Consider the following 14,368-nt stretch of genomic DNA (forward strand, 5'->3'; position numbering starts at 1 on the left):
GTGTTACTCCGCTGCAATCTTGTTGTTGTCGGTCAGGGCGCGCGTCGCGTCGAGAAGGATGCCAAGGCCCTCTTCCATCAGCGCGGGGCTGGTGGTCAGGGGCGCAAGCACCTTCACGACCTCGTCCTCGGCGCCCGAGGTTTCGATGATCAGGCCGGCCTCGAAGCAGCGCGCGCAGATCGCGCCCGCCAGTGCGCCAGAGCCCACGTCGACACCCTGCATCAGGCCGCGGCCTTTCAGGGTGGCGCCCGGGATCTCGTCCGCGACCGCCTGCAGGCCGGTGGTCAGCAACAGCGCCTTCTCGGCCAGTTCGCGCTGGAAGGCGTCGTCCTTCCAGAACTTCTCCAGCGCCACGCGGGCGGTGACGAAGGCATGGGTATTGCCGCGGAAGGTGCCGTTGTGCTCTGCCGGGCCCCAGATATCCAGCTCCGGCTTCATCAGCAGGGCCGCGAAGGGCAGGCCCATGCCGCTGAAGGACTTCGCCATCGGGATCAGGTCCGGCGTCACGCCCATCTCCTCGAAGGAAAAGAAGGTGCCCGCGCGTACCGCAGCCCGCCTGGATGTCGTCGAGGATCAGCAGCGCGCCGTGTTCCCCGGCAAGGCGCTGGAGGCCCTGAAGGAATTCCTTCGACGCGGCATTCAGGCCGCCCTCGCCCTGGATCGGTTCGATCAGGAAGGCGGCGGGGGCGTCGATGCCCGAGGACGGATTCGACAACATCTGCTCAAGGTAGCTGAGGCTGTCGACGCCTTCCAGCGCGCCCTCGAAGGGCATGCGCGTGACGCCCTCCAGATCGGTGCCCGCCCCGGCGCGCTTGCCGGCGTTGCCGGTCGCCGCGAGGGCGCCCATGGTCATGCCGTGAAAGCCGTTGGTGAAGGCGATGACATTCTTGCGGTCGGTGACCTTGCGGGCCAGCTTCAGCGCCGCCTCGACGGCATTGGTGCCGGTCGGGCCGGTCATCATGACCTTGTGGTCCATGCCGCGCGGCTTCAGCACGATCTCTTCGAAGGCCGTCAGGAAGGCGGCCTTGCTGTCGGTGAACATGTCCAGACCGTGGGTGATGCCATCCGCCTGGATATGCGCCACCAGCGCGGCCTGCATGTCGGGATCGTTATGGCCGTAGTTCAGCGAGGAACACCCCGCGAGGAAGTCGATGTAGCGATTGCCCTCGGCGTCCCACATCTCGGACCCCTGGCCCGGGTGAAGCGCGTCGGGAAAGAGCGGCAGTAAGAGCGGGCTTCGCTTTCGCGGCGTTCGAAAATGGTGTTGTCGGTAGACATAAGATGTCCTTTCCGCCCCGCCTGGGGGCGTATCATCAAGATTGACTGTTCGGGAATTCGACGTGTCAGGCGATCAGGCGACAGAGCGCAGCTGGCTGCGGTGCTCGGGCAGCGTGATCGTGACCATATGCTCGGTGGCGGCGGCGCCGTCGAAATGGTCGTGCTCTTCGAAATGCGGGCGGTCCCAAAGGGCCCCGCCGATGCTGCGCGCAAAGCTGCGGAACATGCCCCAGGAGGCCTTGTTGCTCTCGGTGATGGTGGTCTTCAGCGTCTCGGCGGTGATGCACTCGGGGCGGCGGACGAGATGCACCAGCATCTTCTTGCCCAGACCCATCCCGCGGGCCTTCTCGCCCACTGCAACCTGCCAGACGAAAAACGCATCCTGACCGGGGATCATGTGGCCGGAGATCCAGCCGACGATCTCGCCGTCCAGCTCCGCCACCACGCAGGTGTCGCGGAAATGGTCGGCCTGGATCAGGTTCGCGTACATGGAATTTTGATCGAGCGGCGGGCAGTTGCGCACCAGCTCCCAGATTGCGGCCCCATCGGTGCTGCGCGGCTTGCGCAACAGGGGCACCCTAGTCTCGGGGTCAGAGACGTCCTTAGGCATGGTATGGCTCCTTGACTGTTCGATAGCCTAAGTAATCCAACCGCGATTTTGTTTCAACCGTCTAAGTATATTTTTCCTTTTCTTGCGCCATGGTCCATATTTCACAGGGCGATATCGGACTGGTAAACCCTAATGAAATGGACCCGCATCGCTTAGCCTGCTATAAGCGAGTTTACGCCAAAAGGAGTCTGGAGCATGCGCCTGAACCATGCGACAAAGGCGATCAATCCGGAGATGGCCGTGGATCGCACCGATGAAAGCCTGATTGCCCTGCGGCGCATCCTGCGTTCGACAGAGCTCTATGCCCGCGACCTTGCACAGGCCGCCGGGCTGACGCCTGCACAGCTGCGGGTCCTTCAGATCGTCGCGGCCAAGGGCGGCAGCACGCAGCCCAAGGCGCTGGCCAAGCAGATGGGCGTCAGCCAGGCCACCGTGACGGCGCTGGTCGACAAGCTGGTCGACCGCGGCTTCGCGACCCGGCACCGGAACGCGGAGGACCGCAGGCAGACCGACGTCGTGCTGACACCCGACGGACAGGCCGCCGTGGAAGAGGCCCCCGACGCCCTGCAGCAACGCTACGTGAAAGAGTTCGAGAAGCTGGCCGACTGGGAACAGGCCATGCTCGTCGGCGCGCTGGAACGCGTGGCCGCGATGCTGGACGCGCATGAACTCGACGCCTCGCCGGTGCTGACCATCGGCGACATCCACACCGGCAAGACCAGCCACTAGGCTCCGGTCTCCGGCGGGCCCCGGCGCGCCCCACCCCTCCGCCAAAACCCGCCAGCGCCGACAGGCCCCGTGCGACCCGCGCCGCCAAAGCCCCCCTGTCTTCTCTGGTCTTCCAAATACCCTCGGGGGTCCGGGGGCAGAGCCCCCGGCGGTCCAACGGCCGCCACCGTCCCGTCCGTCAGGCCCCTGCCCTACCGATGCTCCTCCGCCGCCGTCGCCGCCAGCGCGCGGTTGTAGGCCTTCAGCGCATCGACATGGAACAGCGCCCCCTGCAGGACCGGCTCGTCATCCTGCATCGTCACCACCGGCAGGAAGGCGACGCCGGACCGGTCAAAGCGCGGCAAGGCGGTTTCCAGCGTGGCGCTGGCCTGCACGAAAAGCCCCTGCTCGATCATCTCCAGACAGGTCTCTTCATCCGCCGCCCCCTTGTCGGTGGGCTTGCGCATCACCCCCTGCACCCGGAACATCGCCAGCAGGTAGCTTTGCGGTCCCGCCGACAGGCGCACGTTGCGGCGCTCCAGCTGGGTCAGGAAATACGACCGGTTCACCGCCCGGCTGGCCAGCGCCGTCGACATCGAGACCGAGACCATGACCGCCAGCCCGGTCTGCCAGTCCCCGGTCAGCTCGAAGACGATCAGCGTGGTCGAGATCGGCGCGCCCAGCACCGCCGCCGCGACCCCGCCCATGCCGGCCAGCGCGTAAAGCGTGAAGGCCGAGGACATCTCGGGGACGACCCCCGTGGCGATATGGCCGAAGGCCAGCCCGGTCAGGGCGCCAACCATCAGCGAGGGCGAGAACATCCCGCCACCCATGCGCCCCGCCACGGTGATCGAGACCGCCGCCACCTTGATGACGGCGAACATCACCGCGTCGCCCAGCCCCATGCTGCCGGTCAGCGCGCGCGAGGTCGTCTCGTAGCCGACCCCGATGATATGCGGAAAGAGGATCGCCAGCCCGCCCAGCAGGCAGCCCGCCAGCGCAGGCCGCAGCCAGGAAGGCAGCCCAAGGCGCCGTTGCAGGTTGGTCTCCGAGGTCGTCCGCGAAGAAGATCGTCCGCATCATGATGACGGCGACGATCCCGCAGACCAGCCCCAGCAGGAAGAAGGCCGGCAGTTCCGGGTAGAACTCGACGGTGGTGGTGCCCGGCAGGGTGAATTCCGTAACGTCGCCATAGACCAGCCGGTTGATCACCGTCCCGGCGGCGCTGGCCACCACGATGGGCGCGAAAGCGTGCAGCGCAAAGTGCCGCAGCACGACCTCCAGCGCAAAGAGCGCCCCGGCGATGGGTGCGTTGAACGAGGCCGAGACCGCGCCCGCCACCGCGCAGCCCAGCAGGTCGCGCCCGGTGATGCCATCGACCCGAAGAAGGTTCGCCACCCAGCTCGAGGCCAGCGCGGCGATATGCACCACCGGCCCCTCGCGCCCGGTGGAGCCGCCGGTCGACAGGGTGATCCACGAACACAGGACCGAGGCAAGCCCCGCCCTCTTTTCGACCCGCCCGTCGTTCAGCGCCGCACCCTCGATCACGTCCGGGACCGAGCGCACCCGCCCGTCCGGCGTGAAGACATGCAGGATGACGCCCACCGCGATTCCGCCTAAGACGGGGATCAGCAGCACCCAGAGCCACGGCAGCTCTTCGGCAAAGCTGTGCAGGGTGTTGACGTTGTCGGTGCCGTAGACGGTCGCCTCCAGCCATTCCACCGCCCCGCGAAAGGCGATGGCGGCGAGGCCCGAGGCCACCCCCAGAAGCAGCGCGATGAACCAGAATTGTATCTGGCTGGGGCCCTTGTGCCGCAGCAGATCCCAGCCTTCGGCACAGCGGCGCCTGGTCTCGTCGATCTGCTGGCGCAGATGCCTCGGCATGGGCGCGTCCTCCGATCCCGTGACTTTCGCCCGGTGCGGGCAGTGGTTAATGTGGCCGGGACGTCTTTACCGGAGATCCCGATGGCCACAGAGCAGGCAATCCGCCTCTTGCAAGAGCTTCTCGGCCCGCGCCTTGGCCTGTCCAAAGCCGATCTTGCCGCACATGGCAAGTCCGAGTCCTATTTTCCCGACATGCCGCCCGATGCGGTCGCCTATCCCGAAAGCACCGCCGAGGTGCAGGGCATCGCGCGCATCTGCGCCGCCGAACGGGTGCCGGTGATCGGCTGGGGCGCCGGAACCTCGCTGGAGGGGCACGGGCTGGCCGTGCAGGGCGGCGTGGTGGTGGATTTCAGCCGCATGAACCGTGTGCTGGACATCCGCGCCGCCGACATGGACGTCGAGGTCGAGCCCGGCGTGACCCGCGAGGCCCTGAACGAAGACCTGCGCGCCACCGGCCTGTTCTTCCCGGTCGATCCCGGCGCCAATGCCTCGCTGGGCGGCATGGCGATGACCCGCGCCTCGGGCACGACGACGGTGCGCTACGGCTCGATGCGCGACAATGTCATGGGGCTGGAGGTGGTGCTGGCCGATGGCCGGGTGATCCAGACCGGCAGCCGGGCGCGCAAGTCCGCCGCGGGCTACGACCTGACGGCGCTGTTTCTCGGCTCGGAGGGCACGCTGGGGCTGGTGACGCGGCTGACCCTGCGCCTGCACGGCATCCCCGAGGCGACGACGGCGGGCATCTGCGCCTTCCCCGACATGAACAGCGCCGTGGCGGCGGTGACCGAGACGATCCAGATGGGCATTCCCATGGCCCGGATCGAATTCGCCGACGCCGCCACGGCGCAGGCCTTCAACGCCTATGCCGGCACCGACATGGCCGCCGCGCCGCACCTGATGGTGGAATTCCACGGCAGCCCCGAAAGCGCCGCGCAGGATGCCGAACGTTTCGCCGAGATCGTGGCGGATCACGGCGCAAGCCCCTTCCGCTGGTCCGCCCGCGAAGAGGAACGCCGCGCGCTCTGGTCGATGCGCCACAACGGCTATTACGCCATCCTCGCCTCGCGCCCCGGCGCCCGGGCGGTGGTGACGGATATCTGCGTGCCGATCTCGCAACTGGCCCGCGCGGTCGAGGAAACGCAGGCCGACATTGCCGCCAGCGGCATCCCCGGCCCGATCCTCGGCCATGTGGGCGACGGCAATTTCCACGCCATCCTGCTGATCGACCCGGAGCGCCCCGAGGACCTGACAGAGGCCAAGGCGCTGTCGGCGCGCATGTCGGAACGGGCGCTGCGGCTGGGCGGAACCTCGACCGGAGAGCATGGCGTGGGCATGGGCAAGACCGCCTTCATGCGCGCCGAACACGGCGAGGGCTGGGACGTCATGGGCGAGCTGAAGAAGGCGCTCGACCCGCTGGGGATCATGAACCCGGGCAAGCTGGTGCCGCCGACGCAGTGAGCGGCAGGGACCTGCGCCCGGCCTGACCGGCGGATCGGGGCTCTGCCCCGTTCAGGCCGCGCTCTGTCCAGCGGACAGAGCGCCGCTGCGCGGACCGGCCTTCACCCCCGAGGTATTTTCGGGACCAGAGAAGAGACGGGCTCGAAAACCGCTTCGGCGGCAGGCAGGCCATGACGAGACAGGCAGACGGTCCTCGGACTTCCATCGGCGCGGCGATAGTGCCATCGCGGCCCCCGGGGCCGTGCGGGAGGGTCAGCCGGCCGGGAGCGCCCGGGCCGCGGCGCGGGCCTCTGCGGTCACCGTGTCGCCCGAGAGCATCCGGGCGATTTCCGCCTCGCGGTCTTCAAGGGCCAGCGGCACCACCTCGGAGAGCGTCATCTCGGCCTCGACCCGTTTCGCCACGCGCCAGTGATGGCCGCCAAGCGCCGCCACCTGCGGGGAATGGGTCACCACCAGAACCTGCCCGCCTTCGGCCAATGCCTTCAGCCGCCGCCCGACAGCGTCCGCCGTGGCGCCGCCGACGCCCCGGTCGATCTCGTCGAAGATCATCGTCACGCCGCCGCCCTGCTCTTCCGAGAGGCAGACCTTCAGCGCCAGCAGGAAGCGCGACAGCTCCCCGCCCGAGGCGATGCGGTTCAGCGGCCCCGAAGGTGCGCCCGGATTGGTCGCGACCGTGAAGGCCACCGCATCGCGGCCCTCGGGCCCGGCGGGGGCCTCGGCGATTTCGGTGCGGAAGACCGCGCGCTCCATCTTCAGGGGGGCCAGCTCTGCCGCCACCGCCCTGTCCAGCCGCAGGGCCGCGTCCCGGCGGGCCGCGCTCAGCGCCTCGGCAGCGACATCATAGGCGCCGCTGGCCTCTGTCACCGCGCGGTCGAGGTCGCCGATCCGCGCCTCGCCCGCGTCCAGCGCCTCCAGCCGGGCGCCCAGCGTCTCGGCCAGCCCGGCCAGCTCGTCCGGCAGCACGCCGTGCTTGCGCGCCAGACCGCGCAGGGAAAAGAGCCGCTCTTCGGTGTCTTCCAGTTCCGCCGGGTCGAACTCCAGCGCGTCAAGGCACTCGGCCACGCCGCGCGCAGCGTCGTCCAGTTCCGCCATGGCGCGGGCCAGCGCCGCGATCGGCGCGTCGAGCCTGCCCTCGGCCTTGTCCGCCGCGCCTTCCAGCCAGCGCAGAGCGCTGGCCATGGCGCCCTCTGCCCCGTCATATCCCAGCGCATTCGAGGCCTGCGCGATGTCGTCTCGGATCTTCTCGGCCGCCTGCATGGCGCGGCGGCGCTTGTCCAGCGCCTCTTCCTCGCCCGCCTGCGGCGCCAGCTTGGTCAGTTCGTCGACCGCGTGGCGCAGGAAATCCTCTTCCGCGCGCACCGCTTCCAGCGCCTCGACGGCCTTGTCGCGGGCCTTGCGGGCCGCATTCAGGTCGCGCCATGCGCCGCGCACCGCCTCGCGCGCGGCATCGGTCGCGGCATAGGCATCGAGGATGGCCCGGTGCCCCTTTGGGTCCAGAAGGCCCTTGTCGTCATGCTGGCCGTGCAGCTCGACCAGCGTGTCGGACAGCTGCCGCAGCACCTCGCCCGAGACCCGCCGGTCGTTCACCCAGCCGGTCTTGCGCCCGTCCGCCGTGTTTACCCGCCGCAGGATCAACTCGTCCGAGACCGGCAGCCCCGCCTCTTCCAGCACCGCGAAGGCAGCGTGGCCCTCGGGCAGCTGGAACTCGGCCACGACCTCGCCCTGCTCGGCCCCCGTCCGCACCAGCGCGGCGCGTCCGCGCCAGCCCAGCACGAAGCCCGAGGCTGTCCAGCAGGATCGACTTGCCCGCCCCGGTCTCGCCGGTCAGCACGTTGAGACCGGGCTGGAATTCAAGATCCAGCCGGTCGATGATCAGCATGTCGCGAATTTCAAGCGCGCGGAGCATGGTCAGCCCTTGGGTGGGGAGTTACCCCACCTCCCTCAAAGCCACTCGCCCTTGATCATCTGGCGGTAGATCTGCGCCAGCCAGCTGTCGCCCAGAACCTCGGGCTTCAGCCCCTGCCGGGTCAGCAGCTTGTAGCTGTCCTCGTACCACTCGGTCGACTGGTAGTTGTAGCCAAGGATCGCGCCCGCCGTCTGCGCCTCTGCGGTCAGGCCAAGGGACAGGTAGGATTCGACCAGCCGGTGCAGCGCCTCGGGCGTGTGGGTGGTGGTCTGGAAGTCCTCGACCACCACGCGGAACCGGCTGATCGCCGCGCCGAAGTGGTCGCGTTTCAGGTAGTAGCGCCCGATCTCCATCTCCTTGCCGGCGAGGTGATCGAAGGCGAGGTCGAATTTCAGGATCGAAGAGCGCGCATATTCGCTGTCGGGATAGCGCTCGATCACCGTGCGCAGCGCCTGCAGGGCCTGGAAGGTCAGCCCCTGATCGCGGCCCACCAGTTCGATCTGGTCGTAGTAGGACAGCGCCAGCAGATACTGCGCGTAGGCCGCGTCCTCATCCGCCGGGTAGAAGTCGATGAACCGCTGCGCCGAAGAGCGCGCATTATCGTATTCGCGGTCCTTGTGATAGGCGTAGGCCTGCATGATCAGCGCACGCTTGGCCATCTCGGAATAGGGGTACAGTCGTTCCACTTCGCCGAAGTAGAAGGCCGCGTCGCCCCAATCCTTGGCGTTGATCTCGTATTCGCCACGCTCGAAGATCTGCTTGGCGGTATAGGATTCCAGCGGCGTGTTGCCCGGCCCCTTGTCGCGGGCGCCGTCGCCGCCGCATCCGGCAAGAAACAGGGTGATCATGGCCGTCACGGCCACCAATCCCGTCGATCTGCCCCCCGTCATGTCCGCCACCCCTGCTGTTGTCCGACCCGTCAATAAGGCCGTCTTGGCGAAGGGTCTAGCACATTAATTTCCGGTGCAAAACGCCTGTTGATGCCTTTTCTGCGCAGCATCTCGCCCAAGCCCCGCGCTTAGGCGACGGCGGGAATCTCGGCCTGCCGGACACCCGCGCCCGGCAGCCGGGCTGCGGTGGATTCGTCCACGATCACAACGCGATAGGCCTCTGGCGTGGCAAAGAGCGCATGCAGCAGCGCATTGGTCATGGCATGCCCCGCCTTGTCCCCCTCGTAGTGGCCGAGGATCGGCATGCCCGCCAACGCGAGATCGCCCAGGGCATCGAGCATCTTATGGCGCACGGCCTCGTCGGCGTGGCGCAGACCGCCGGGGCTGAGCACCTTGTCGCCATCCACGACGACGGCGTTCTCGTAGGTGCCCCCCAGCGCCTTGCCCACCGCCCGCATGGCGTCGACATCAGCGGCGCGGCAGAAGGTGCGGCTGTCGCAGAGCTCGCGCACGAAGGTGCCGTTGGCAAGGTCCAGCCGCTTCGACTGCTCGCCGATGGCGGCATCCGGGAAAGCGATGCGGAAATCCATCGACAGCCCGTCCCCCGTGGCCGGCGACAGCCGGGCCAGCCCGTGCTGGGTGCGGACCTCGACCGGCGCAATGATCTCGATCGCCCGCAGCGGCTTGCCCAGCAGGCGGACGCCGCGGGACACGATCCCGCGCACGAAGGGCGCGGCAGAGCCGTCGAGGATCGGCACTTCGGGGCCGTCGATCTCGACAAGGGCGTTGTGCACGCCGCAGCCCGCCAGCGCGGCCATCACGTGTTCAATTGTCGACACAGAGACCCCGGCGCGGTTGACGATGCGCGTGCACAGCGGAGAGACCTCCACCTGATCCCAGAGGGCCGGGATGCAGGTATCGCCAAGGGCGATGTCGGTGCGGCGGAACCGGATGCCGTGATCGGCGGCGGCGGGACGGATGGTCAGCCGGGCGGGTTCGCCGGAATGCAGACCGACGCCGTCGAAAGATACGGATGAACGCAGGGTGGTTTGCACGACAAACCTCCGGTTGACCTAGAAAACTTCGCACTCCCCCCACGGAAGTGCGACCTTGAAGGGTAGATAGGGTATGGGGGGCGGGCTCTCAAATCAAAGATTGCAACCGAGTGAAACATCGGCCCGAAAGCCATCGGCAGAACCCCGCCCAATGCCCCGGAAAGACCAATCAAGGCACTGATATAAATCCACTTTTAGAGACGAGCAGGGAAAGGAAAGACCCCTGATGGCGGCGCCGGAAAGTGCGTGTCACCCCTGCTTTGACAGGCCTCGAAGGCCCCGGATTTTCGCCGGGACCGGGCCAGCCGCGCCCCGCCGGAATGTCGGGACATGGCCGGCAGCTGTCTTCACCGGGCTCTCCTTCCACAAAGAAAAGCGCCCCCCGGATCGTCCGGGAGGCGCTTTTGTTCGGGGTCCGGCCTCTGGCAGGTCAGTTGGCCTGACGACGCAGGAAGGCGGGGATTTCGATCCGGTCGTCTTCGGCATCCGTATCGTGCTGCTGCACCGGGGCCGGCGACGGGCGCGACTGCATGGTCGGCTGCTGGCGCCGCGCCTGCGGCGCCTGCCCGCCGTATCCTTCGTTCTGGCCGGTCATCCGACCGATCAGCGAATTGACAGAGAAGCGCGGCTTGTCTTCGGCGTGCTGCTGCGGCGCGGGACGGGCTGCGGCCTGCTCTTCACGCTGGCGCGCGGCGGCGGCCTTCAGCCGGTCCATGGTCTGCGGGCTCGGCGTGCCGGGCACGGCATTGCGGGGCGCCACGTAGTCCTGCGGATCGGCCTCGATGGTGTCCGGCTGCGGGCGGAACTCGGCCACCTGCGGCTGGTAGGCGGGCGGCGGCAAGCCGTCGTCCTGAGCCACCGGCTCGGGCTGATAGTGCTGCTGCGGCTCTTCGTACTGCGCCGTCTCTTCAATGCCCGAGAACAGCGAGGGTTCGGGTTCCGGCGCGTGGGTCGGAGCCGGGGCGGCTGCAGGCGCCTGAGCGGCAACCGGTGCGGGCTGCGGCGCGGGCGCCGCGGCCTCGGGCTGAGCCACCTCGGTCGACTGCGGCAGCGGCGTGCGCAGCGACCGGCGCGGCACCGGCATGTCGCCGACGTTGTCGGAGGCATCGATGCCGGTCGCCACGACGGACACGCGCATCCGGCCCCCCATGCCTTCATCCAGCGTCGAGCCGACGATGATGTTGGCGTCCTGGTCGACCTGCTCGCGGATGCAGTTCGCGGCTTCGTCCAGTTCGAAGAGGGTCAGGTCGTGGCCGCCGGTGATGTTGATCAGCACGCCCTTGGCGCCCTTGAGGCTGATCTCGTCCAGCAGCGGGTTCGCTATAGCCTTCTCGGCTGCCTGGATCGCGCGCTCTTCGCCCTCGGCCTCGCCGGTGCCCATCATCGCCTTGCCCATCTCGTCCATCACGGCGCGGACGTCGGCGAAGTCGAGGTTGATCAGGCCCGGACGGACCATCAGGTCGGTCACACCCTTCACGCCCTGGTACAGGACGTCGTCGGCCATCGAGAAGGCGTCGGTGAAGGTGGTCTTTTCGTTGGCGAGGCGGAACAGGTTCTGGTTCGGAATGATGATCAGGGTGTCGACCATCTTTTGCAGGGTCTCGACACCCTCTTCCGCCTGCTTCATCCGCTTGGCGCCCTCGAACTGGAAGGGCTTGGTCACGACGCCGACGGTCAGCACGCCCAGCTCACGCGCGGCCTGCGCGATGATCGGCGCGGCGCCGGTGCCGGTGCCGCCACCCATGCCTGCGGTGATGAAGCACATATGCGCCCCGGCAAGGTGGTCGACGATCTGCTCGATGCTCTCTTCGGCGGCGGCGGCACCGACAGAGGGACGCGCGCCCGCGCCCAGCCCTTCGGTCACCTTCACGCCCAGCTGCACGCGGCTGGCGGCCCGGCTTTGCTGCAGCGCCTGCGCATCGGTGTTGGCGACAACGAAATCGACACCCTCGAGGTTCTTGTCGATCATGTTGTTGACGGCATTGCCGCCTGCCCCGCCCACGCCGAAGACCGTGATACGAGGTTTCAGTTCGTCCTGTCCGGGCATGGAGAGGTTCAGTGCCATGAATATGTCCGCCTGTGTCTTTGTCACCCAACTGCCGGACCTGTCGTCGGTCCGTTATTGTCAACTCTAGCCGCTGTTAACGCGGGCGTCACCAGAAAAACAGCAGATTTCTACCAAATCGGCCACATTCCTGCCGCATTTCTGCGAGTTTTCGCCGAGACCGCCATATCGGGTATATTCAGGCAACCCGGACACAAGCATGCCGACAGAGGCCGCGAGACCTGCGGTGCTTGTCCAGTCGATCCAATGGGGGTCTGCCCGACCCGTGTCAGCCTCGGATGGCCCCTCTGCGGGGGTGTTATGCACATAGTAATCCACAGGCGCCCGAAGGTCACGCCCGAAAATGCGGAAAGGCGCCCGTTGCGGCGCCTTCCCTCCCGTCAAGCCCGCGCGGCGGCGCAGGGACATGGCGCCTCGGGACCGCGCCCGGCGCGTCGGCCCGGGCCTCGGCCCACTCCGCCAGGTCGCGGCTTCGGCCCCGCGATGGCCGCCTTACACGGCCTCGGCGTCGGTTCTCTGCAGGACGAAAAGCCATGCCGGGATGTTCTTGTTGGCCTTGGCCTCGACCTCGATGATGTCGGCCAGCGCGTAGCGGCCCCGCCCCCACTGGAAGATCAGGTAGGGCATCACCATGGGATGCGCGCCGAAGGGATCCTTGGCCCCGGCCTCCTGCGCGGAATGGCCCATGGTGTGCTCGATGTAGATGCAGCCCTTCGGCTGGATCTGCCGGGCCCAGCTGGCCAGCGCCTTCTGCGGCTCCATCGCCTGATCCAGAGAGTTGGTATAGACGAAGTCGAACCGGCCCTCCCACTCGGGGTTCGGATCGTGGAAATCCCAGGTCACCATGTGGTCGAACTGGGTCGCGGTGTCCGAGATGTCGGTCCCGATCACGTCGCCGTCCAGCGCCCGGCGCAGATGCGCAACCTCAAAGCCGTTGCGGGCACCGTGGCAGATGCCGCTCTTGCCCAGCCCGCGCGCGCGCAGGTCCGCCACCACGCGGTCGAGCACGGTTTCATCCGCCCAGACCTTGTCCAGCTTGCGCTTGTTGTGGTGGATCTGCGTCTTGCGATACTCGTCGTAGCCGCCCGGATAGTCATGCAGGTAAACCGCCTGATCGGACCGATCGGGCGTCTTGCCGCCTTTGCCAAGCAGCTTCTTGAGAAAACTCATCTGAACAGCACCTTGTTACCAGTTCTCGCGGAACCACTGCACGGCACGCTTCAGGCTGCGCGCGGGCAGCCGGTCGACCGGCAGTTCGAAATCCCACCATTCGTCCTGCGGATGCGCCGCGAAAAGGCACAGGCCCACCGCACTGGCAAAGCCCGGCCCGGTCGCCGCCTGCGGCAGGCCATGCACGCGCAGCGGACGGCCAAGGCGCACCTGCTGGCCGAGGATCTTGGAGGCGAGGCCGTCGAGGCCGGGGATCTGGCTGGCCGCGCCGGTCAGCACGATCTGCTGGCTGGGCAGGTGGTCGAAGCCCGCCACGTCCAGCCGCACGCGCACTTCTTCGAGGATCTCCTCGACACGCGGGCGCATGATGCCGATCAGCTCGGCACGGCTGACGGTGCGGCGGTCGTGTTCCCAGTCACCGGTCTCGCCGCCGGTCTCGATCATCTCGCGGTCGTCCATCCCGGTGGCCACGACGCCGCCATAGAAGGTCTTGATGCGCTCGGCGGTGGCCATCGGCACCTGCAGCCCCATGGAGATATCAGAGGTCACGTGGTCGCCGCCCATCCGCACGGTGTCGGCATAAATCATGTGCTTCTTGATAAAGATCGACAGGCCGGTCGCGCCGCCGCCCATGTCGATGCAGGCCGCGCCCAGTTCCTGCTCGTCCTCGACCAGCGCCGAGATGCCCGAGACATAGGCGGAAGAGGCCAGACCGGCCAGTTCCAGATCGCAGCGCTTGACGCAATAGGCGAGGTTCTGGATCGCCTGCGCATCGACGGTCAGCATGTGCATGTCGCAGGACAGCTCGTTGCCGATCTGCCCGCGCGGGTCGATCAGGCCAGAGCGATGGTCCAGCGCGAAGTTCACCGGCTGCGCGTGCAGCACCTCGCGCCCGTGGCCGAAGTCCGGCGCGTCGCAGGCCGAGAGCACCCGGGCCACGTCCTGCTCGTCCACCGTGGTGCCCATGACCTCGACCTGCCCGGCCAGCCCGTAGCTGCGCGGCTCGGCACCCGAGAAGGCGGCGATGACATGGTCGACCCGGATGCCCGCCATCTTCTGCGCCGCCTGCACGGCGGTGCGGATCGCGCGCTCGGTCTCGCTCATCGAGTGGATCTCGCCGAAGCGCACGCCCCGCGACCGCGTGGTTGCCGCGCCGATCACCCGAAAGCCGGACTGCCCGGCCAGCGACCCGATGCCGTCGTCGCTGGGGTCGGTCCCGTCGAAGCGCAGCACGAGGCAGGCGATCTTCGAGGACCCGACGTCCAGGATCGCCACGACACCGCGCTGCATGGCGGCGCGGCGCATGTTCCGCATGGCCCTTTGGGATTCGTACAGCTCGATCAT

Annotated in this window: 8 protein-coding genes and 3 pseudogenes; 2 read left to right on the top strand and 9 right to left on the bottom strand. The window is 67.7% G+C overall.

The genetic code is table 11. The annotated features are described in order from the left end of the window. Positions 1-3: 3 nt before the first annotated feature. Positions 4-1,278 (bottom strand): annotated as a pseudogene (ectB, locus tag ABFB10_RS03290) (diaminobutyrate--2-oxoglutarate transaminase). Between the two features lie 73 nt (positions 1,279-1,351). Beyond that, a complete protein-coding gene (ectA, locus tag ABFB10_RS03295) occupies positions 1,352-1,888 on the bottom strand; it encodes a diaminobutyrate acetyltransferase (RefSeq protein WP_347165385.1) in 537 nt (178 codons plus the stop codon). A 195-nt stretch (positions 1,889-2,083) separates the two neighbouring features. Between ectA and ABFB10_RS03300 the strand changes: the two genes are divergently transcribed. Then, positions 2,084-2,617, top strand: a complete 534-nt coding sequence (locus tag ABFB10_RS03300; RefSeq protein WP_347165386.1) for a MarR family winged helix-turn-helix transcriptional regulator — start codon at positions 2,084-2,086, stop codon at positions 2,615-2,617. Between the two features lie 191 nt (positions 2,618-2,808). On the opposite strand, the pseudogene ABFB10_RS03305 reads toward ABFB10_RS03300, so the two are convergent. Continuing rightward, a pseudogene (locus ABFB10_RS03305) lies at positions 2,809-4,480 on the bottom strand (chloride channel protein). Between the two features lie 81 nt (positions 4,481-4,561). Here ABFB10_RS03305 and ABFB10_RS03310 point away from each other — a divergent pair. Beyond that, on the top strand, positions 4,562-5,938 hold the full coding sequence (locus ABFB10_RS03310) for an FAD-binding oxidoreductase (protein ID WP_347165387.1): 1,377 nt from the start codon (positions 4,562-4,564) through the stop codon (positions 5,936-5,938). Between the two features lie 252 nt (positions 5,939-6,190). Here the strand turns inward: ABFB10_RS03310 and recN are convergent. The 6 genes and pseudogenes from recN to ftsA form a co-directional block, all read right to left on the bottom strand. After that, a pseudogene (gene recN / locus ABFB10_RS03315) lies at positions 6,191-7,844 on the bottom strand (DNA repair protein RecN). Positions 7,845-7,879: 35 nt separating this feature from the next. After that, positions 7,880-8,734, bottom strand: a complete 855-nt coding sequence (locus ABFB10_RS03320; protein WP_347165388.1) for an outer membrane protein assembly factor BamD — start codon at positions 8,732-8,734, stop codon at positions 7,880-7,882. 128 nt (positions 8,735-8,862) lie between these two features. Beyond that, positions 8,863-9,789, bottom strand: a complete 927-nt coding sequence (lpxC, locus tag ABFB10_RS03325; protein WP_347165390.1) for a UDP-3-O-acyl-N-acetylglucosamine deacetylase — start codon at positions 9,787-9,789, stop codon at positions 8,863-8,865. A 430-nt stretch (positions 9,790-10,219) separates the two neighbouring features. Next, a complete protein-coding gene (ftsZ, locus tag ABFB10_RS03330) occupies positions 10,220-11,854 on the bottom strand; it encodes a cell division protein FtsZ (RefSeq protein ID WP_347165392.1) in 1,635 nt (544 codons plus the stop codon). Positions 11,855-12,346: 492 nt separating this feature from the next. Next, positions 12,347-13,024, bottom strand: a complete 678-nt coding sequence (locus ABFB10_RS03335) for a class I SAM-dependent methyltransferase (RefSeq protein ID WP_347165394.1) — start codon at positions 13,022-13,024, stop codon at positions 12,347-12,349. Positions 13,025-13,039: 15 nt separating this feature from the next. Next, on the bottom strand, positions 13,040-14,368 hold the full coding sequence (gene ftsA, locus ABFB10_RS03340; RefSeq protein WP_347165395.1) for a cell division protein FtsA: 1,329 nt from the start codon (positions 14,366-14,368) through the stop codon (positions 13,040-13,042).

Source organism: Ponticoccus litoralis (genome assembly GCF_039769985.1).
In the GTDB taxonomy this organism is placed as follows: Bacteria; Pseudomonadota; Alphaproteobacteria; order Rhodobacterales; family Rhodobacteraceae; genus Ponticoccus; species Ponticoccus litoralis.